The sequence below is a fragment of the Macrococcus armenti genome (assembly GCF_020097135.1).
GTDB classification, from domain to species: Bacteria; Bacillota; Bacilli; order Staphylococcales; family Staphylococcaceae; genus Macrococcoides; species Macrococcoides armenti.
This window is the reverse complement of record NZ_CP083608.1, coordinates 1,297,150-1,316,880: the sequence shown is the minus strand read 5'-3', so window position 1 is coordinate 1,316,880 and position 19,731 is coordinate 1,297,150. Positions and strand designations below refer to the sequence as shown.

Below are 19,731 nucleotides of genomic sequence, written 5' to 3'. Positions count from 1 at the left end.
TGTATTATGAGAATAGTTGTACAGAGAGTCAAACATGCTTCTGTAACGAGCGGAGATTATTTTGGCGAAATTAATCGTGGATTAATGTTGCTCGTCGGCGTACATGAAATGAGTACAAAAGCGGATGCCGAGGCACTTGCTGAAAAAATTGTAAAGTCGAGAATATTTGAAGATGATAATGAAAAGATGAATTTATCGATTCAGGATGTTGGTGGTGAAATCTTATCAATATCCCAATTCACATTATATGCAGATGTAAAAAAAGGGAATCGTCCAAGTTTTGCTAAAGCGATGAAACCGGATGAGGCGAATGAACTTTACAAGTACTTTAATGTTTTATTAGAACAAAAATCGATTAATGTCGTACAGGGATGTTTCGGCGAAACGATGGATATCGCTTTAATTAATGAAGGCCCTGTAACGATTATTTTTGAAAGTCATAACGGTAAAGTTATATGAGACGTATAAAGTTAACAATGAAAGGTTTGAGCACGGTGCTTGGTGTGCTTTTGATCATCTTAGTCGTGCTGATCTGTCTTGGTATTTACTCAAAACAGCAAACGGAACCTACTGCGCTAACGATGGTAGAAGATAATGCACTGAGAACTGGACCGAACGCTGCGTACCCAGAAATATTCAAAGTTGAAAAAGGCGAAAGCTTTAAAATATTAAAACGAGAAAAAAAGTGGTTTTTCGTAAGCAACGATGACAAAAAAGGTTGGATCGCCGGATGGCACACAAACCTAGACATTAAACGCGACTTTGTTCAGAGTGAACAACCCTTAAAAGGGAAGACGATTATTATCGATCCAGGACATGGAGGAGAAGACCAGGGTGCTTCAAGTAAAAAAGGTACGAAAGAAAAAGAAATCACATTAAAAACGAGTTTAATGTTAAGGGATAAGTTAAAGGATGAAGGTGCAACGGTCGTAATGACGCGTACGACAGATGAATATGTGAAGCTCGGTGACAGAAAAGGAAAAGCAGATGCTTTTATCAGCATACATGCTGATGCCCTGGACGGTAGTGTGCCACACGGTCTTACTGTTTATTATCATAAGGAATCACAGAAAATTCTTGCGGATACGCTGCATTTAGCGATAAAGAAAAAAGCGATGTTATCAGACCGTGGTGTCAGACAGGAAAACTACCAGGTCATTCGTCAGACGAAACAACCTGCTGTATTATTGGAACTCGGTTATATTAGTAATCCGACAGATGAAAATCTGATGAATGATGAAATTTACCGTCAAATAACTACAACGAGTATCGTTGACGGCCTTAAAAATTACTTTACGTATTAACTTGACTTTAATCATTTAAATTAGTAATATAAACGTAATATTAATTTCATACGAACCGTTTTGAGTCTATATGTATTAATTTATTATTTATAGAGACAGCTGCATTTGGTGAGAGCAGTTGATTAATGATTAATATTTGAACAATAGACAAGGTTGCTTTATGAAAGTAAAGCCGTTATACATGCGTTAAATGTACTAAAGTGGGTATTCTGATGAGTACCAATTTGGGTGGCACCACGATTAATTCGTCCCTTATGCGTAATGCATAAGGGACTTTTTATATTTAAGGAGGATAATGATGATTAATATACCAAGAGGAACACAAGATATATTACCAGCTGAAACAGCAAAATGGCGTTTTGTAGAATCTAAATTACACGAAATTGCTGCGAGCTATAACTATAAAGAAATTCGTACACCAATGTTTGAAAGTACCGATTTATTTGCGCGAGGCGTAGGAGATTCAACAGATATCGTTCAAAAAGAAATGTATACATTTAAAGATAAAGGCGATCGTAGTTTAACATTGCGTCCTGAAGGTACAGCAGCAGTAGTGAGAAGTTATATTGAGAATAAAATGAATGGTAATGCAAATCAACCGGTAAAACTATATTATAACGGTCCGATGTTCCGTTATGAACGTAAGCAAAAAGGCCGTTACCGTCAATTCGTTCAGTTCGGTGTTGAAGCTATCGGTAGTGAAAATCCAGCGATTGATGCGGAAGTTATCCATATGGTATACAGCATTTATAAAGCTTTTGGGTTAAAGCATATTAAAATTGTACTGAATTCAATCGGAGACATGGAAAGCCGTGAAGAATATAAACAAGCACTGATCAAACATTTCGAACCACATATCGAGAATTTCTGTGATGACTGTAAAAATAGGTTACATACGAATCCGATGCGTATTCTTGATTGTAAAGTAGATCGTGATCAGCCTGCAGTTCAATCAGCACCTAGAATTACGGACTTTTTAAATGACTATTCACGAAATTATTATGAAGAAGTGAAGCAATATTTAGATTTACTGAACATCCCGTATGTAGAAGATGCGAATTTAGTACGCGGACTTGATTACTATACACATACAGCATTTGAAGTGATGAGTGAAGCGGAAGGTTTCGGAGCGATTACTACATTATGTGGTGGCGGTCGTTATAACGGTTTACTTGAAATGCTGGACGGTCCTAAAGAAACAGGAATTGGCTTTGCATTAAGTATTGAACGGTTACTCCTTGCAATAGAAGCAGAAGGCATTGCACTTGATGTTGAAGAATCAGTAGATATATTTGTTGTGACGATGCCCGAAACTGTGAAGGAAGCAGTAAAGATTATCGCTGAACTTCGCAATGCAGGTATACGTTGTGATATGGATTATCTCGGTCGCAAAATGAAAGGTCAGATGAAGCAGGCAGACCGTATACATGCTAAGTATACAGTTGTGCTTGGCAGCAACGAAATTGAAACGAATGAAATTCAAATTAAAGCGATGTACACTGGGGAAAGTGAAACGATACAACTACAGGATATTGCATCTTATATTAAAGGAGAGTTATAAATGGATAACAGAACAACTTATTGTGGCTTAGTCACTGAATCATATATCGGACAGGAAATCGTACTAAAAGGATGGGTACAAAAACGTCGAGACCTTGGAGGATTAATTTTTATTGATCTGCGTGACCGTGAAGGGGTCGTTCAGATCGTTTTCAATCCTGACTTCTCAAAAGATGCTTTAGCGATTGCTGAAACAATCCGTTCTGAATATGTTATAGAAGTTCATGGTAAAGTGACGATGCGTGATGAAGCGGTCATAAATAATAAAATTAAAACAGGTAAAGTAGAAGTGCAAGTGAGTGATGTAACAATTATTAACAAATCTGAAACACCTCCGTTCCAGATTGAAGCTGAAACGGATAGTTCAGAAGATGTACGCTTGAAATACCGTTATTTAGATTTACGTCGTGAACCTTTAGCAAATACATTTAAAATGCGTCACCAAATTACACGTGCAGTGCGCAACTATCTTGATGAAAGTGGATTTTATGAGGTTGAAACGCCTGTACTAACGAAATCTACTCCTGAAGGTGCGCGTGACTATTTAGTACCTTCACGTGTACAGGAAGGTGAATTTTATGCATTACCACAGTCACCACAAATCTTTAAACAGCTATTAATGATTGGTGGCTTTGATAAATATTATCAAATCGTTAAATGTTTCCGTGATGAAGATTTACGTGCTGACCGTCAACCTGAATTCACTCAAATCGATATTGAGATGAGTTTCGTCGATCAGGAAGATGTTATGGCCATGAATGAAGGTATGTTAAAACGTATTATGAAAGATGTTAAAGGTATTGATATTGTAACGCCATTCCCACGTATGACATACGAAGAAGCAATGCGTGATTATGGAATTGATAAACCAGATACACGTTTTGATATGAAACTTGTAACGTTAAATGAATTAGCTTCAAAGATGGAATTTAAAGTATTTAAAGGTGCAGTAGAAAATGGCGGTGCAGTTAAAGCAATCGTAGTAAAAGGCGCTAGCGATAAGTATTCTCGTAAAGATATTGATGCGTTACAGGAATATGCAAAAATTTATGGTGCTAAAGGTTTAGCGTGGGTTAAAGTGACCGAAGAAGGTTTAAACGGACCGATTGCGAAATTCTTTGAAGAAAGTCACGTGACGGAATTATTAGCTGAAACGAAAGCTGAAACTGGAGATTTAATTTTATTTGTTGCAGATAAATGGAGTGTCGTTAACGCGAGTCTTGCAAACTTACGTAACAAACTCGGTAAAGAACTTGGATTAATCGATGAGAATAAATTCAACTTCTTATGGGTAACAGACTGGCCATTATTTGAATATGATGAGGAATTAGATCGTTACTTTGCAGCACATCATCCGTTTACAGCACCGAAAAAAGAACATATTGACCTGCTTAAAACGGATAAAGAAAAAGTTCAGGCAAATGCGTATGACGTTGTATTAAATGGTTATGAGCTTGGTGGAGGATCTATTCGTATACATGATCAGGAAATGCAGGCGAAAATGTTTGAAGCGTTAGGATTCAGTGACGAAGAGGCGCAGGAGCAGTTTGGATTCTTAATGGATGCGTTTAAATATGGTGCACCACCACATGGCGGTATCGCATTAGGTTTAGACCGTATGGTAATGTTACTATCAGGCCGTACAAACTTACGAGATGTTATTGCTTTTCCTAAAACTGCAAGTGCAACTTGTTTATTAACAGATGCACCTGGTAAAGTAGATGATAAGCAACTTGAGGAGTTACACATTAAATTAAATATTGAAAATTCAGAAAACTAGAAAGTTTTTGTTTGCATTTTAATAATTATGTGATATTATAAAGACATAAGATAGGTGTCTGAAGAGTACGACATTAGTTTTTATATTTTGACCTAACACTCTATGATCAGGGAGCCTAATAGGTTTTCATAGGATGCACACGCCTCTAACGGAGGACTTGCTGAATAAGAAACAGGGCACCCACCTGAATTTATCAGGCCAAAATGATCAACTATACAATGACGGCTCAGTTGGATACTATCGTATAGGCGAAGAACTTTTGTTCTTCGTCTTTTTTTATGTTCACATATTCGAGTAATATGATAGGATATACATATAATGAATGTAGAATGGAGAAAGTTATGAAACATCAATTTTCAAGAAATGAACTTGCTTATGGTAAAGAAGGATTAGAAGCATTAAATAATAAAACGGTTATGATACTAGGTGTCGGTGGTGTAGGTTCATTCGCTGCAGAAGCGTTAGCGCGTACAAATATAGGACACATTATACTGATTGATAAAGACGACGTAGATATTACGAATGTAAATCGTCAAATTCATGCTTTGACGACAACTGTAGGACAGTCGAAAGTAACATTGATGGAAGAGCGTATTAAACTGATTAATCCTGAATGTAAAGTAACGCCACTGCATATGTTTTACACAGATGAAACGTATGAAGAAATCTTCAAATATGATATCGATTATGTTGTTGATGCATCAGATACTATTATGTACAAAATTCACCTCATGAAAGAATGTCTGAAACGCAACATTAAAATTATTTCAAGTATGGGTGCTGCCAACAAAACGGATCCGACGCGTTTCCAAATTGCGGATATTTCTAAAACGCATACGGATCCTATGGCGAAAGTTATTCGTACAAAACTTCGTAAAGAAAAAATCTATAAAGGAATTCCAGTCGTATTCTCAGATGAAAGCCCGATTGTTATTCGTGAAGACGTGAAATCATATGTCGGAAACCCAGATGCAAATATTCGAAAAGCACAGATGCCGCCATCATCAAATGCATTTGTACCTAGTGCTGTAGGTTTAATTTGTGCAAGTTATGTCGTCAATGATATATTAAAGGATTTTCCTGTAACACGCGTGAAAGACAAATAAAACAGCAATTGAGGTTGCTGTTTTTTTAATGACATTTTACTAGTATTTTTAGCATTAAATGGATAACTATAGTACAATTAAGTGGTGAAAAATGATGGAGGTGTATTATGGAAAGTCAGCAATATAGTCTTGAAGTCACTAATCTTCACAAAAAGATTGGCAAGAAAGAAATTATTAAAGATCTGAACTTCACTGTAAATAAAGGAGAAGTATTTGGCTTCCTCGGTCCGAACGGTGCAGGTAAAACGACGACAATCCGTATGATTGTAGGATTAACAACACCAACAGAAGGTGACATTAAAGTACTTGGAAAGTCTGTCGTGCAAAATCGTTCAGAAGTAATGAAAGATATCGGTGCAATTGTAGAAAATCCTGAGCTTTATCCATTTTTATCTGGCTATGAAAACTTAAAGCAGTTTGCACGTATGCAAAAAGGGATAACGAAAGCTGATATCGACCGTGTTGTGAAGCTTGTCGGGCTCGAGTCACGTATAAAGGATAAAGTGAAGAAGTATTCACTCGGTATGCGTCAACGTTTAGGTCTGGCACAGGCGCTATTACATAAACCAAAAATTTTAATTTTGGACGAACCGACAAATGGATTAGATCCGGCTGGTATTCGTGAAATTCGTGACTACATAAAGAAACTCGCTAAAGAAGAAAATATGTCAGTAATCGTTTCAAGCCATTTAATGAGTGAGATGGAACTGATGTGTGACCGATTCGGTATTATTAAAAATGGTAAGATGGTACAAATTGAAGAAGTCAATCAATCTGTAACATTAGATACGATTGTTAAACATACGTTAGACTTATATCCTCCTGAACGTGCACAGGCATTTTTTAAGCGTATTGATAAACAGTATTATCAGGAAGGAGATACGTATACAATTGATATCGCAAGTAAAGATATACCGGAATTGATCCGTAATATCGTAAAGGATGATATTGATATATATAGTGTTACGAAAGAAAAAGTATCACTTGAAGATCGCTTTATGAATATTACGAATGACGGAGGTGTGCACATTGGGTAAGCTGATTTATAATGAATGGATTAAATATTTCAATCGCCTAGGAACGTGGGTGATGTTCGCTTTAATTATTTTATTTATGTTATTGCCCGTTTTACTGACGATGCAGTTTGGTTCAACGAAGTATGACCATAAAACGTATGGTGATAACTGGAAAACAGAAGTGAAAAAAGATATTAAAGATATGCAGACGGAACTTGCAAAAATTAATAAAAAGAAAGAAAAAGATAGGGAAGTAGAAGATTATAATAAACTTGCGACATACGAAAGTCGTATTTCTGAGTTGTCATTCTACTTGAAAAAAGATGTTCAGCCACCTGCTGGAAATGATGTATATAGTGATATGCTCGGTATTAATGGTTTTATCCCTTTAATCGCAATCATGATCACAGTTATGTGTGGCGGATTAATGTCGCGTGAACATCAGCAAGGCACGATTAAACTGTTATTAATACGCCCGGCATCAAGAATTAAAATATTTGCATCAAAATTAATATTTGCATTTATCGCGTCATTTTTATTCCTGTTATTTGGATATGTCGTGAAGTTCATCATTAGTCTTATTACATCTCAAATGAATCCGACAAGTAAGATTGCTGTAAAGAGTGGAGAAGAGATGAAATATAAAATGGTAGAATTCATGCCATTACTGATGAGACATTTTGCAAATGATTATATGTACGTTGTTATATTTGCAGTGATTGCATTTAGTCTATCCGTACTGTTCAGAAACACTTCATTAAGTATCGGTGTCGCTTTTACGTTATTGTTCTTCGGTGATATTGCTGTCACGTTCTTACAAAGTAAAACTGAACTCGTAAAGTTTTTATGGCCGGCGAACTGGGGACTGAATCAATATAATATTGATAATATTGCGCCACTTCCGGTTGATGATATGACGTTTACTTTCAGTTTAATTTACAACATTGTTGCGCTACTCATCGTAATTATCGTAACTGCAGTTATATTTAAGAAAAGAGATGTAGCAAACTAAAACAAAACGACAAAAGCGGTTAGCGCTTTTGTCGTTTTATATTGTCATAAATTTGTTTAAACTGTTGTTCTGCTTTACTTGTCGTTTTCGGTTCATAATATTGTTTATGTTTAAGCGTATCCGGTAAGTACTGCTGCACGACATACCCACTTTCAAAGCTATGTGGATACTTATAGCCGACACCATTACCTAAGTCTTTAGCTCCTTGATAATGCGCATCCTTTAAATGTTTCGGTATCGCACCGACTTTACCGGTTTTAACATCTTTTAGTGCATGATCAATCGCACTAATGCCAGAATTTGATTTCGGACTTAAACATAATTCTATTACAGCTTGCGCAAGTGGAATGCGAGCTTCCGGAAATCCTAGCCGCTCTGCAGATTCTATCGCAGCAAGTGTTCTCGCACCAGCCCCTGGTGAGGCAAGTCCGACATCTTCATAGCTGATGACGAGCAGTCGCCTTGCTATTGTAGGTAAATCGCCACCTTCTATAAGGCGTGCTAAATAATGAAGGCTTGCATCAACATCACTACCACGAATAGATTTCTGGAATGCGCTCATTATATCGTAATGCATATCACCATCAGAATCGAAATTAAAACTTGGCTTCTGCAGACAGTCTTTAGCATCTTGTAACGTTATATGAACAGGATCATCTTGTGCAGATAAAATTGCAAGTTCCAAAGCATTAAGTGCAGTTCGGATATCGCCGGCAGCACTTTGGACAAAGTGTGAAACAGCATCATCATCAATCTGAATATGTTTATCACCATATCCATTCACTTCATCATTTAATGCACGTGTTAATGCTTGCTTTACTTCGTTATCTCCGTGTGGATATAATTCGAAAATTTGAGTTCTACTGCGAATGGCTGGATTAATCGCATGATAAGGATTACTCGTCGTCGCACCGATGAGTATAATGCTACCTTTCTCAAGATGCGGCAGCAGGAAATCTTGTTTTCCTTTATCGAGTCGATGAATTTCATCCAGTAACAAAATAACTTGGCCACTCATCTTTGCCTCTTCAGCGATAAGCTGCATATCTTTTTTACTATTCGTTACGGCATTCAGTTGTCTGAACTTTACATTCGTACTACCTGCTATCGCCTGTGCGATACTCGTTTTACCGATGCCTGGAGGTCCATATAATATCATTGAAGATAAACGTTTCGCCTCAACCATACGTCTAATAATGCCACGAGGACCGACGAGATGTGTCTGTCCGATAATATCATCAATCGTATTCGGTCTCATTCTATATGCTAGTGGTTCCAAAAAAATCCGCCCCTTTTCATATAAAGTGTACCTTATTTCGAATAAAAATGTGATAAAATTGATTTATTGAAAAGGAGCATCTACATTATGAAAATATCAACTAAAGGAAGATATGGTTTAACGTTAATGATATCGCTTGCGAAACGATACGATAAAGGTGAAACTGTATCATTAAAAACGATTGCAGAAGAAAATCATTTAAGTGACTTATACTTAGAACAACTTGTAGGACCACTTAGAAATGCGGGACTTATTAAAAGTGTACGTGGTGCAAGAGGTGGCTATAAGTTAATGAAACATCCGAAAGAAGTGACGACGAGCGAAATCATTCGCCTATTAGAAGGACCGATTACACCAGTTGAGGGGATTGAAGATGAACCGCCGGCACAGAAACAGTTATGGATTAATATTCGTGATGCCGTGAAGAAAGTGCTGGATGAAACGACTTTGTATGACTTAATGCATTATAATGAGAGCAATCCGATAGAAGGGTATATGTTCTATATATAATGGTGAGCGTGTTTGAGTTAATGGTGTGCCAGGTGTCGAACATCGTAAAAGTTCGCCACCTAGGAGCGTAGTGACAGCTATTCAGGTGTGCTAGGTGTCGAACATCGTAAAAGTTCGTCACCTAGGAGCGTAGTGACAGCTAATTATGAGTGCCAGGTGCCGAACATCGTAAAAGTTCGTCACCTAGGAGCGTAGTGACAGCTAATTATGAGTGCCAGGTGCCGAACATCGTAAAAGTTCGCCACCTAGGAGCGTAGTGACAGCTATTCAGGTGTGCTAGGTGCCGAACAATTTAAAAGTTCGTCACCTAGGAGCGGCGTAACGGCTATTCAGGTGTGCTAGGTGCCGAACATCGTAAAAGTTCGCCACCTAGGAGCGTAGTGACAGCTATTCAGGTGTGCCAGATGCCGAACAATTTAAAAGTTCGTCACCTAGGAACGGCGTAACGGCTATAAAGGAGTGCCAGGTGTCGAACATCGTAAAAGTTCGCCACCTAGGAGCGTAGTGACAGCTAATTATGAGTGCCAGGTGCCGAACAACGAGCAAATTCGCCACTTACAATCGTCAGTCCACATACAAATCTCAAGGACGTCCACCCAGTTCACAAACACAACCCCAACACATAAATAAAACTCCCGAATCCATGATCCGGGAGTTTTATTTATGAAGTTAGTGCTTTAAACTTACGATAACTTTCATGTTGTTTTTCAATGTCATATATATAACTTACGGCAATAAACTCATCTACATTAAATTCTTCCTGAAATGTTTCGAGCTGTCTCTTCACTGTAGTTTCTGAACCGATAAACCCAGTCGCTGTGCGTGACATTGCCATTAATTTTTCCTGTGGGCTCCATAATGCGTCCATATTTTCTACAGGTGGTTGCATCGGTATGCGTGCATTTCGAATGATACTTAAAAACATTTGGTGCATTGTTGTTGCTAAGTACTCTGCTTCTTCATCTGTTTCTCCGATAATTACATTTGTTCCGACCATTACATACGGTTCTTTTAAAAATGCTGACGGTGTAAATAAATTTCTGTATATTTGTATCGCTTCTTTCATCTGTTCAGGTGCAAAGTGCGATGCAAATGCATATGGCAGTCCTAATCGTGCTGCTAAGTGTGCTGAGTCTGTAGATGAACCTAATATATAAATCGGAACATTTGTATCTGCACCTGGATATGCCTTAACAAATCCTTGTTTTTCTTCTGGTCCAAAATATTGGAGCAGGTCTTTTACTTCATCCGGAAAAGTGTATACACTGTCGTGTCGATCACGTCGCAATGCACTTGCGGTCATCATATCTGTTCCAGGTGCACGTCCAAGTCCTAAACTTACTCGGTCAGGATAAATTGTAGCAAGTGTTCCGAATTGTTCTGCCACGACTAGTGGTGCATGGTTCGGTAACATTATGCCACCAGAACCGACTTCAATAGTATTTGTATGCTGCAATACGTGACTGATTAATATACTCGTTGCAGAGCTGACTAAGTTTGGGGTATTGTGATGTTCTGCTATCCAGTATCTTCTGTATCCAAGTTCTTCTGCAAGTTGAGCGAGTGCTGTCATTTGTTCTACTGCTTCTTTATTCGTCGAACCTTTTCTGACAGGTGCTAAATTTAATATTGAAACAGGTAATTTAATATTTACCAATGTAATTCCTCCTACTGTTATTCATGTATCGCTAGTTTAACACTCCATTTGCAACGATGAATAGAAATTTGCTTAAAGTGACATATATTATACAATTAAGTTGTTACTATAGTTTTTTTATGCAAAGGGTGTTAATATAAGTTATTGAAAAAATAGAAAGGATGTTCAATATGAAAGTTTATGCAGATTATGCTGCGACGACGCATGTTTCTCCAACTGTAGCACAAGTTATATATGATGGACTTACTAAACAGTTCGGGAATGCTTCTAGTATTCATGCAGTTGGTCGAGATGCACGTAAGTTGTTAGACGATGCACGTCGAAACATTGCACGTGAATTCAATGTCGACGCGAAAGAGATTATCTTTACGAGTGGCGCTACAGAATCAAATAACACAGCGATTAAAGGGGCGGCATATCGTCACCAGCATAATGGTAAGCATCTTATTACTTCTCAAATTGAACATCATGCTGTACTGCACGTCTTTGAAAAATTAGAACAAGATGGGTTTGAAGTGACATACTTACCCGTTAATCAGAATGGTGTTATTAGTATAGAAGATTTAAAGCATGCATTACGCGACGACACGATACTCGTTTCTATTATGACCGGGAATAATGAAGTTGGCGCAATTCAGCCCATTGACGAAATTGGTGAATTGTTAAAGGGTCATCAGGCGTTATTTCATACGGATGGTGTACAGGCAGTCGGCCATATGCCGCTTGATTTTCGTGCGCTGAATATTGATTTATTCACGTTAACAGCGCATAAATTATATGGTCCAAAAGGTGTCGGTATTCTCTTTGTAAAACAAGGCGTAGATATAGAATATCAACAGCTTGGAGGATCACAGGAAACGAAACGTCGTGCAGGTACGGAAAACATTCCATATATACTTGGAATGGCACAAGCGATTAAAGAAGCACACGAATGCATGACAGAACGCAATGTGAAGCTCGTAAATTTAAAGGCCTACTTTATGACTGCGTTAACTGAACGCGAAATTCCATTCGAAGTTAATGGAGATGTCAACAATCAGCTACCGCATATTATTAATCTTTACTTCCCTTTTAGTGATGTAGAGATTATGTTAACACGTTTAGATATGGCTGGAGTATATGTATCAAGTGGATCAGCATGTACTGCAGGCAGTATTGAACCATCGCATGTACTTACAGCAATGTTTGGTGAAGATAAACGAACGAAACAATCAATTCGCTTTAGCTTCTCATTTACGATGACGGAAGCAGAAATTGATTTTATTGCACAAAGTATACAGGAAATTTATAAAAATTAAGGATTGATAATATGGATAACAGTAAAACAAAAGTAGTAGTTGGTATGAGTGGTGGCGTTGATAGCTCGGTTACAGCGCTCCTGCTGAAAGAACAAGGATATGACGTTATCGGTATATTTATGAAGAACTGGGATGACACAGATGAGTTTGGTGTTTGTACGGCGACTGAAGATTATGAAGATGTTATACGTGTTTGTAACCAGATTGATATACCATATTACGCAGTAAACTTTGAACAGGAGTATTGGGATAAAGTATTTACGTACTTCTTAGATGAATATAAAAAAGGTCGTACACCAAACCCTGACGTGATGTGTAATAAAGAAATTAAATTTAAAGCATTTCTTGAGCATGCAGTGAAACTTGGTGCAGATTATGTTGCAACAGGACACTATGCACAAGTAAGACGTACAGAAAACGGTGTTGAAATGCTGCGCGGTGTTGATAATAACAAAGATCAGACATACTTCTTAAACCAATTAACGCATGAACAATTATCACGTGTCATGTTCCCACTCGGACATCTTCAAAAGCCTGAAGTGCGTGAAATTGCACTGAAACATGATTTAGCAACTGCAAAGAAAAAGGATTCGACAGGTATTTGCTTTATCGGAGAGCGCAACTTTAAAGAATTTTTAAGTGGATATTTACCAGCACAAAATGGTGAAATGCAGACGTTAGATGGTAAATTGATGGGGACGCATAGTGGACTAATGTACTATACGATTGGACAGCGTCACGGATTAGGAATCGGTGGAGACGGAGACCCTTGGTTTGTCGTTGGTAAAAACTTAAAAGATAACGTTTTATATGTTGAACAAGGATTTGATCATGAAGCGTTATACAGTGATTACTTAATCGCATCAGATGTATCGTTTGTAAACCCTGTTGATTTATCGACACCACTAGAATGTACTGCAAAGTTTAGATATCGTCAGAAAGATACGAAAGTTACTGTTGAAAAAATTGATGACAATACAATTAAAGTAACGTATGCAGAACCGGTTCGTGCTATAACTCCGGGACAAGCTGTTGTGTTTTATGACGGAGAAGTCTGTCTCGGCGGTGCAACAATTGATGACGTTTATAAGACGTCAGGACAATTAGAATATGTAGTTCAGAATTAGAAGACAATTTTGTCTTCTTTTTTTGTTTAAATTATTTTATTCAGTTATTTCATTTATTGTGATGGAATTTGATATAATATTATTATTTGGAGGTAATACAATGAATGATAATCAGTTAATGGAATTAATTAAAAATAAAAATTATGAAGAAGCGTTAAAGTTGCTGTTTGAAGCAATTGAGTCAGATCCAAAAGAGGTAACACACTATATTAATGTTGGTACGATTTTGTTTGATACAGGTAAACTTGAAGAAGCAGAGCGTTTCTTCCAGAAAGCGATTACTGTTAATCCGGAGCATGGTGGTGCATATTACGGTTTAGCGAATATTTATTATAATGCAGAGCGTTTTGATGAAGCGGTGAAACTGTATCAGAAGGCGGTTGCAAATGAACTACAGGATGCGGATACATATTATATGCTCGGCATGTCATTCGTTAATTTAGGTGACATGAATAGCGCTTTGCCTTATTTAATGCGTGCGCATGAACTAAATAATATGGATACTGAAATTGCATTCCAGTATGGACTAGTCATGTGTCAGCTGAGTATGTATCGTGATGCTGTGAATATGTTACAGCGTGTTATGGATCAGGATGCGAATCATGCGGATGCATTATATAATTTAACGCTCGCTCAATATATGATTGACGAAGATGCAGATAATGCGATAGAAGGTTTTAAAAGTGTTTTAAAGGTAAGTCCGGACCATATGCTTGCAGGTCATGCTGTAAAGCAATTTGAATTACTAAAGGAGGAGTAGCATTGGAAAATATGACTTTGTTTGAGCAATCCTTTGTTAAAGGGACAATAACGAGAATATTATTTTATAACAATGATAATTTCTATACTGTGCTAAAAGCAGAAGTGATTGAATCAAACGAAGATTTCGATGATGATGCTACGATTACAGGTTATCTCCCGCAAATTGCTGAAGGTGATACATATACGTTTACAGGTAAGATTGTAACGCATCCGAAGTACGGAAAGCAGTTACAGGCAGATAAGTTTGAGAAGGATATGCCTCAGTCACGTGACGGTATTATTCATTATTTATCGAGTGATTTGTTTAAAGGTGTCGGTAAGAAAACGGCAAGAACGATTGTTGAAGTGCTCGGAGAAGATGCATTAAACATCATACTTGATGATAAAAAGAGTCTTGACCAAATCCCGAAGTTATCTGATGAGAAAAAAGACTTAATATATAATACGATATATGATAATCAGGCAATTGAGAAAATTATGATTCAGCTGAATGAATTTGGTTTCGGGCCACAGCTTGCGATGAAGATTTATCAGTTTTATAAGGAAGACACATTAAAAATCATTAATGAATCCCCGTATCAGCTCGTCATAGATATTGACGGAATCGGGTTTAATAAGGCAGATGAACTAGCAGGTAAGCTAGGTATTGATAACAATCATCCCGAACGTCTGAAAGCAGCACTGATTTTTACGATTGAACAAGCTTCAATTCAAAATGGACATACTTATATTCCAGATCAAGTATTACTTGAAACGAGCTTTAATTTACTGACGAAAAATGGTAGTCAAGTTGATCCCGACAAACTCGTAATTGCACTTACTGAGCTGACTGAGGAACACAAACTTGTTAATCATGAAAAGAACATTTATATTCCGAGCCTCTTTTACTCTGAAACGAAAGCTGTCCAGATATTGCATCGATTAATGAATCATAAAGAGCAAGTTAAGCAGTTTGAACAGTCTGAAGTGCTGCTTGCAATCGGGGAACTGGAATCACTGTTTGAAGTAAGTTATGCAGAACGTCAGAAAGATGCGCTCGTTACTGCGATGAATTCAAAACTGATGATCTTAACAGGAGGACCTGGTACAGGGAAAACGACTGTCGTACGTGGTATCGTTAATTTATATGCTGAGCTTCATGGCTTAAGCCTTGATTATGATGATTATGATGGACAGGATTTCCCAATTGTAGTTGCAGCACCTACAGGTCGTGCTTCAAAGCGTCTTCAGGAATCAACAGGACTTGAAGCGACGACAATACACAGATTAATTGGCTGGACGAGAGAGAATAAACCTGATGATGTTCTTGAAACTGAGATAACAGCGAAGCTCGTCATTATCGATGAAATGTCGATGGTTGATACGTGGCTTATGTTTCAGCTTATGAAAGCAGTGCCAAACGATGCACAGATTATCTTTGTCGGTGACCAGGACCAGTTACCTTCAGTCGGACCAGGACAAGTATTTAAAGATATGATTGATGCACAAATTATGCCGCAAATTGAACTGAATGAAGTGTACCGACAGCAGGAAGGCTCATCTATCGTTGAGCTTGCGCATCAAATTAAACGTAATGAGCCATTTGATATTACGAAGCGTTATAATGATAGAAGTTTTATACCGTGCTCAAGCAATCAAATTCCGGAAGTAATAGAGAAAATTGTACGCAGTGCAGTAAAAAAAGGATATGATATGCGCGATATACAAGTGCTCGCGCCGATATACAGAGGGCCAGCCGGTATACGAGCATTGAATAAAGTGCTGCAGGAAATATTAAATCCAAATGATGAGAAAAAGCGTGAACTGCAGTTTGGCGACTTATATTTCAGAACTGGTGATAAAGTACTGCAACTTGTCAATCGGCCAGAGGACAATGTATTTAACGGAGATATCGGTGAAGTGACAGGTATTTTTATGGCAGCAGAGAATGCGCTCAATAAAGATGTTGTAATTGTAGATTATGACGGGAGTGAAGTAACATATACGAAAGCAGATTTAATGGAAGTTACGCACGCATACTGCTGTTCTATCCATAAATCACAAGGATCAGAATTCCCGATTGTAATCATGCCGGTCGTCAATCAGTACTTTAGAATGTTACAGAAAAACATACTGTATACTGGTTTAACACGCGCAAAGCAATCGCTTATATTTTGTGGGGATGTACAGGCGTTTAATGAAGGGATTAAACGTATCGGAAACGCTAGATTTACGAGCTTCTATCAGTTTCTGATAGATTATTTCAAAACTGAAGATGAAGATAATATTCATGATAAACGCAGTGGAAATGCACTACCGTTTAATGTCGGTGAGATGACAGAAAACAATATGCACCTTGTTGATCCGATGATTAATATGGGGGAAATTTCACCATATGATTTTATGAGTTGACGATTAATGCTTAATTTTTTATAATTTATGTAATTCAGTAAACATTAAAGATGAGTAAGCAGACGGTACTTTTTAGAGACATATCGGCCGGTGAAAGATATGACGTACATTTGCTGAAGCTACTTTGATGATCGTAAGTGAATAACGAATGAGTGATGACTTTGTCATAACTAGGGTGGTACCGCGAACACGTTCGTCCCTTTTATAGGGCGAATGTGTATTTTTTTTAAACTAAAGGAGAAGATAAGATGAAACGATTAACAGCTGCTGAAATAAGACAAATGTATTTAGATTTCTTTGTAGAAAAAGGACATATGGTTGAACCGTCAGCACCACTAGTGCCGATAGACGATGATACACTTTTATGGATTAACTCAGGTGTAGCAACACTTAAGAAATATTTTGATGGACGTGTAATTCCGAAAAATCCGAGAATTACGAATGCACAAAAATCAATTCGTACTAATGATATTGAGAACGTTGGATTTACAGCACGTCACCATACGTTCTTTGAGATGCTTGGGAATTTCTCAATTGGAGATTACTTTAAAAAAGAAGCAATTTTATTCGCATGGGAATTTTTAACGAGCGAACGATGGATGGCAATTGAGCCTGAAAAATTATATGTAACGATTCATCCTGAAGATACAGAAGCATATGATTTATGGGTGAATGAAATTGGTTTAACTGATGATCGTATCACACGTATTGAAGGTAACTTCTGGGATATCGGTGAAGGACCAAGTGGACCGAATACAGAGATTTTCTATGATCGCGGAGAAAGTTACGGACAAAATGATCCGGCAGAAGAGATGTATCCTGGCGGCGAAAACGAACGCTATTTAGAAGTATGGAATTTAGTATTCTCAGAATTTAACCACAATCCTGATCACACGTATTCTCCACTGCCTAAGCAAAACATAGATACTGGTATGGGATTAGAGCGTATGGCGTCAATCTCTCAAGATGTTCCGACAAACTATGATACGGATTTATTTATGCCGATCATTGAAGCGACAGAACGCATTTCTGGCCGCAAGTATCGCGACAACAAAGAGGATGATGTTGCATTCAAAGTTATCGCAGACCACATTCGTACTGTTAGTTTCGCAATAGGAGACGGGGCACTGCCTTCAAATGAAGGTCGCGGATATGTTTTACGTCGCTTGTTACGTCGTGCAGTGCGCTTTGCACAGAAGATTGATATTAATAAACCATTTATGTATGAACTTGTAGACATCGTTGCATCAATCATGAAACCTTATTATCCGGATGTTGATTCAAATAAAGATTTTATTAAGAAAGTTGTAAAATCAGAAGAAGACCGTTTCCATGAGACGTTAGAAGAAGGATTAGTTCAGTTTAATGCATTGAAAGAAAGTGCAAAAGCTTCCGACAATGTATTAAAGGGTGAAGATGTATTCAAATTATATGATACATTCGGTTTCCCTGTTGAATTGACAGAAGAACTTGCTTTAGAAGCGGGTGTGAAAGTTGATCATGAAGGATTCGAAGTTGCAATGGAAGCGCAACGTACGCGTGCTCGTGAAGCACGTCAGAAAACACAAAGTATGCAAGTTCAAAACGAAGTATTATCAAACATTAATGTTGAAAGCAAGTTCGTCGGATATGACACGTTAACAGCACAAACAGTGATGAGTGCATTACTGCAGGATGGTGTTGAAGTAGAAGAAGCTGATGACCGTTCTGAAATTCAGTTCGTATTAGAAGAAACACCATTTTATGCTGTGAGTGGTGGTCAAGTAGCTGATACAGGAATTGTTACAGGTGAAGGTTTTGAAATCGAAGTGACGGAAGTTACGAAAGCACCGAATGGTCAAAACTTACATACTGGTAAAGTACGTTTCGGAAAAGTTACTAAATCTGAAGTGAAAGCAGAAGTTAACGCATCATTTAGAACATTTGTCATAAAAAACCATAGTGCAACACATTTAATGCATCAGGCATTAAAGGATGTGCTCGGTAGCCACGTTAACCAGGCAGGATCATTAGTAACACCAGAACGTTTACGCTTCGACTTCTCTCATTTCGGACCAGTTACGAAAGAAGAAATTGCGAAAGTTGAACAGATTGTTAACGAAAAAATATGGCAGAACATTCAAGTTGAAATTAATGAAATGCCGATTAATGAAGCGAAAGCGAAAGGTGCGATGGCATTATTCGGCGAAAAGTACGGCGACGTAGTGCGTGTTGTTGAAATGAGTGATTATTCAATAGAGTTATGCGGTGGTGTTCACGTGCGTAACACCGGAGAAATTGGATTGTTCAAAATTGTTTCTGAATCAGGCACAGGTGCAGGTGTACGCCGTATAGAAGCAGTAACAAGTAAAGCAGCGTTTAATTATTTATCAGAGTATGTTCAGACAATTGACGCCTTGTTACCAGTAGTAAAAGTGAAATCTAAAGAACAGTTAACTGAAAAAGTAGATGAAATGACTTCACATATTAAAGAACAGGAAAAACAAATCGTTCAATTAAATAAAGAAATTTCATCGCTTAAGATGGGGAATATAGCGGATAATGTTGTAGAAATTAACGGTATTAAAGTGTTAAGTACAGAAGTAGAAGTAATGGATGCAAAAATGTTACGTGAACTAATGGATGACTATAAATCTAAAGTTCAGGATGCAGTGATTTTCCTAGTTGCAGCAACAGATAAACTGAGCTACATGGCAAGCGTACCTAAAGCTTTAACAGATAAAGTAAAAGCCGGTGATTTAATTAAAGCAGTAGCAGCTGAAACAGGAGGTAAAGGTGGTGGACGACCGGATTCTGCTCAAGGTGGTGCACCGAATCCATCAGACGTTACGAAAGCATTACAATTCGTTAATACTTACATTAATCAATTGTAATTAAAATGTTATCTATAGTATGATGAATGTGTATCAGGTCATACTAAAAGGAGTGT

General features: G+C 37.7%; 15 protein-coding genes and 1 other RNA gene. 14 read left to right on the top strand and 2 right to left on the bottom strand.

Features of this window, described 5'->3' with window-relative positions:
• Positions 1-6: 6 nt before the first annotated feature.
• From dtd to LAU42_RS06800, 8 genes are all read left to right on the top strand, one after another.
• A complete protein-coding gene (gene dtd, locus LAU42_RS06835; RefSeq protein ID WP_224182884.1) occupies positions 7-459 on the top strand; it encodes a D-aminoacyl-tRNA deacylase in 453 nt (150 codons plus the stop codon).
• Positions 456-1,304 carry an N-acetylmuramoyl-L-alanine amidase gene (locus LAU42_RS06830; protein WP_224182883.1) on the top strand — a complete coding sequence of 283 codons (849 nt, stop codon included), beginning with the start codon at positions 456-458 and terminating at the stop codon, positions 1,302-1,304. Before dtd ends, LAU42_RS06830 begins: the two co-directional genes overlap by 4 nt.
• Positions 1,305-1,602: 298 nt before the next feature.
• On the top strand, positions 1,603-2,865 hold the full coding sequence (gene hisS, locus LAU42_RS06825) for a histidine--tRNA ligase (RefSeq protein ID WP_224184769.1): 1,263 nt from the start codon (positions 1,603-1,605) through the stop codon (positions 2,863-2,865).
• A complete protein-coding gene (gene aspS, locus LAU42_RS06820) occupies positions 2,866-4,644 on the top strand; it encodes an aspartate--tRNA ligase (RefSeq protein ID WP_224182882.1) in 1,779 nt (592 codons plus the stop codon).
• A 52-nt stretch (positions 4,645-4,696) separates the two neighbouring features.
• Positions 4,697-4,885: non-coding RNA, 6S RNA (gene ssrS, locus LAU42_RS06815), on the top strand.
• Between the two features lie 100 nt (positions 4,886-4,985).
• Positions 4,986-5,750: a tRNA threonylcarbamoyladenosine dehydratase gene (locus LAU42_RS06810; protein WP_224182881.1), complete on the top strand. Its 765-nt coding sequence runs from the start codon at positions 4,986-4,988 to the stop codon at positions 5,748-5,750.
• 107 nt (positions 5,751-5,857) lie between these two features.
• Positions 5,858-6,787 carry an ABC transporter ATP-binding protein gene (locus LAU42_RS06805; RefSeq protein WP_224182880.1) on the top strand — a complete coding sequence of 310 codons (930 nt, stop codon included), beginning with the start codon at positions 5,858-5,860 and terminating at the stop codon, positions 6,785-6,787.
• Entirely contained in the window at positions 6,780-7,778 is a 999-nt protein-coding gene (locus LAU42_RS06800; protein ID WP_224182879.1) for an ABC transporter permease, read from the top strand. The genes LAU42_RS06805 and LAU42_RS06800 overlap by 8 nt, the downstream gene beginning before the upstream one ends.
• Positions 7,779-7,797: 19 nt before the next feature.
• On the opposite strand, the gene LAU42_RS06795 is transcribed toward LAU42_RS06800, so the two are convergent.
• A complete protein-coding gene (locus LAU42_RS06795; protein ID WP_224184768.1) occupies positions 7,798-9,063 on the bottom strand; it encodes a replication-associated recombination protein A in 1,266 nt (421 codons plus the stop codon).
• Positions 9,064-9,144: 81 nt separating this feature from the next.
• Between LAU42_RS06795 and cymR the strand changes: the two genes are divergently transcribed.
• Positions 9,145-9,567: a cysteine metabolism transcriptional regulator CymR gene (cymR, locus tag LAU42_RS06790; protein ID WP_224182878.1), complete on the top strand. Its 423-nt coding sequence runs from the start codon at positions 9,145-9,147 to the stop codon at positions 9,565-9,567.
• Between the two features lie 661 nt (positions 9,568-10,228).
• Here the strand turns inward: cymR and LAU42_RS06785 are convergent.
• Positions 10,229-11,224 (bottom strand): LLM class flavin-dependent oxidoreductase, encoded by a 996-nt coding sequence (locus LAU42_RS06785; protein WP_224182877.1) that lies wholly within the window; start codon positions 11,222-11,224, stop codon positions 10,229-10,231.
• Positions 11,225-11,394: 170 nt separating this feature from the next.
• Between LAU42_RS06785 and LAU42_RS06780 the strand changes: the two genes are divergently transcribed.
• The 5 genes from LAU42_RS06780 to alaS all read left to right on the top strand — a co-directional run bounded on the left by LAU42_RS06780 (position 11,395) and on the right by alaS (position 19,675).
• Positions 11,395-12,522 carry a cysteine desulfurase family protein gene (locus LAU42_RS06780; RefSeq protein ID WP_224182876.1) on the top strand — a complete coding sequence of 376 codons (1,128 nt, stop codon included), beginning with the start codon at positions 11,395-11,397 and terminating at the stop codon, positions 12,520-12,522.
• Between the two features lie 11 nt (positions 12,523-12,533).
• The gene (gene mnmA / locus LAU42_RS06775) at positions 12,534-13,649 is read left to right on the top strand and encodes a tRNA 2-thiouridine(34) synthase MnmA (protein ID WP_224182875.1); all 1,116 of its coding nucleotides are present in this window, start codon (positions 12,534-12,536) and stop codon (positions 13,647-13,649) included.
• A gap of 100 nt (positions 13,650-13,749) precedes the next feature.
• Complete coding sequence (locus LAU42_RS06770; protein ID WP_224182874.1) at positions 13,750-14,409, top strand: tetratricopeptide repeat protein; 660 nt, start codon at positions 13,750-13,752, stop codon at positions 14,407-14,409.
• Positions 14,410-14,411: 2 nt separating this feature from the next.
• Positions 14,412-16,802, top strand: coding sequence for an SF1B family DNA helicase RecD2 (gene recD2, locus LAU42_RS06765; RefSeq protein ID WP_224182873.1), 2,391 nt, complete (start codon positions 14,412-14,414; stop codon positions 16,800-16,802).
• A gap of 248 nt (positions 16,803-17,050) precedes the next feature.
• Complete coding sequence (gene alaS / locus LAU42_RS06760; protein WP_224182872.1) at positions 17,051-19,675, top strand: alanine--tRNA ligase; 2,625 nt, start codon at positions 17,051-17,053, stop codon at positions 19,673-19,675.
• Positions 19,676-19,731: the final 56 nt, after the last annotated feature.

What these genes read in the sequence shown, in the direction of transcription:
- dtd (WP_224182884.1), top strand. Translation starts at nt 7, where the DNA reads ATGAGAATAGTTGTACAGAGAGTCAAACATGCTTCTGTAACGAGCGGA.
- aspS (WP_224182882.1), top strand. Translation starts at nt 2,866, where the DNA reads ATGGATAACAGAACAACTTATTGTGGCTTAGTCACTGAATCATATATC.
- alaS (WP_224182872.1), top strand. Translation starts at nt 17,051, where the DNA reads ATGAAACGATTAACAGCTGCTGAAATAAGACAAATGTATTTAGATTTC.
- hisS (WP_224184769.1), top strand. Translation starts at nt 1,603, where the DNA reads ATGATTAATATACCAAGAGGAACACAAGATATATTACCAGCTGAAACA.
- LAU42_RS06810 (WP_224182881.1), top strand. Translation starts at nt 4,986, where the DNA reads ATGAAACATCAATTTTCAAGAAATGAACTTGCTTATGGTAAAGAAGGA.
- mnmA (WP_224182875.1), top strand. Translation starts at nt 12,534, where the DNA reads ATGGATAACAGTAAAACAAAAGTAGTAGTTGGTATGAGTGGTGGCGTT.
- cymR (WP_224182878.1), top strand. Translation starts at nt 9,145, where the DNA reads ATGAAAATATCAACTAAAGGAAGATATGGTTTAACGTTAATGATATCG.
- LAU42_RS06780 (WP_224182876.1), top strand. Translation starts at nt 11,395, where the DNA reads ATGAAAGTTTATGCAGATTATGCTGCGACGACGCATGTTTCTCCAACT.
- LAU42_RS06830 (WP_224182883.1), top strand. Translation starts at nt 456, where the DNA reads ATGAGACGTATAAAGTTAACAATGAAAGGTTTGAGCACGGTGCTTGGT.
- LAU42_RS06805 (WP_224182880.1), top strand. Translation starts at nt 5,858, where the DNA reads ATGGAAAGTCAGCAATATAGTCTTGAAGTCACTAATCTTCACAAAAAG.
- LAU42_RS06770 (WP_224182874.1), top strand. Translation starts at nt 13,750, where the DNA reads ATGAATGATAATCAGTTAATGGAATTAATTAAAAATAAAAATTATGAA.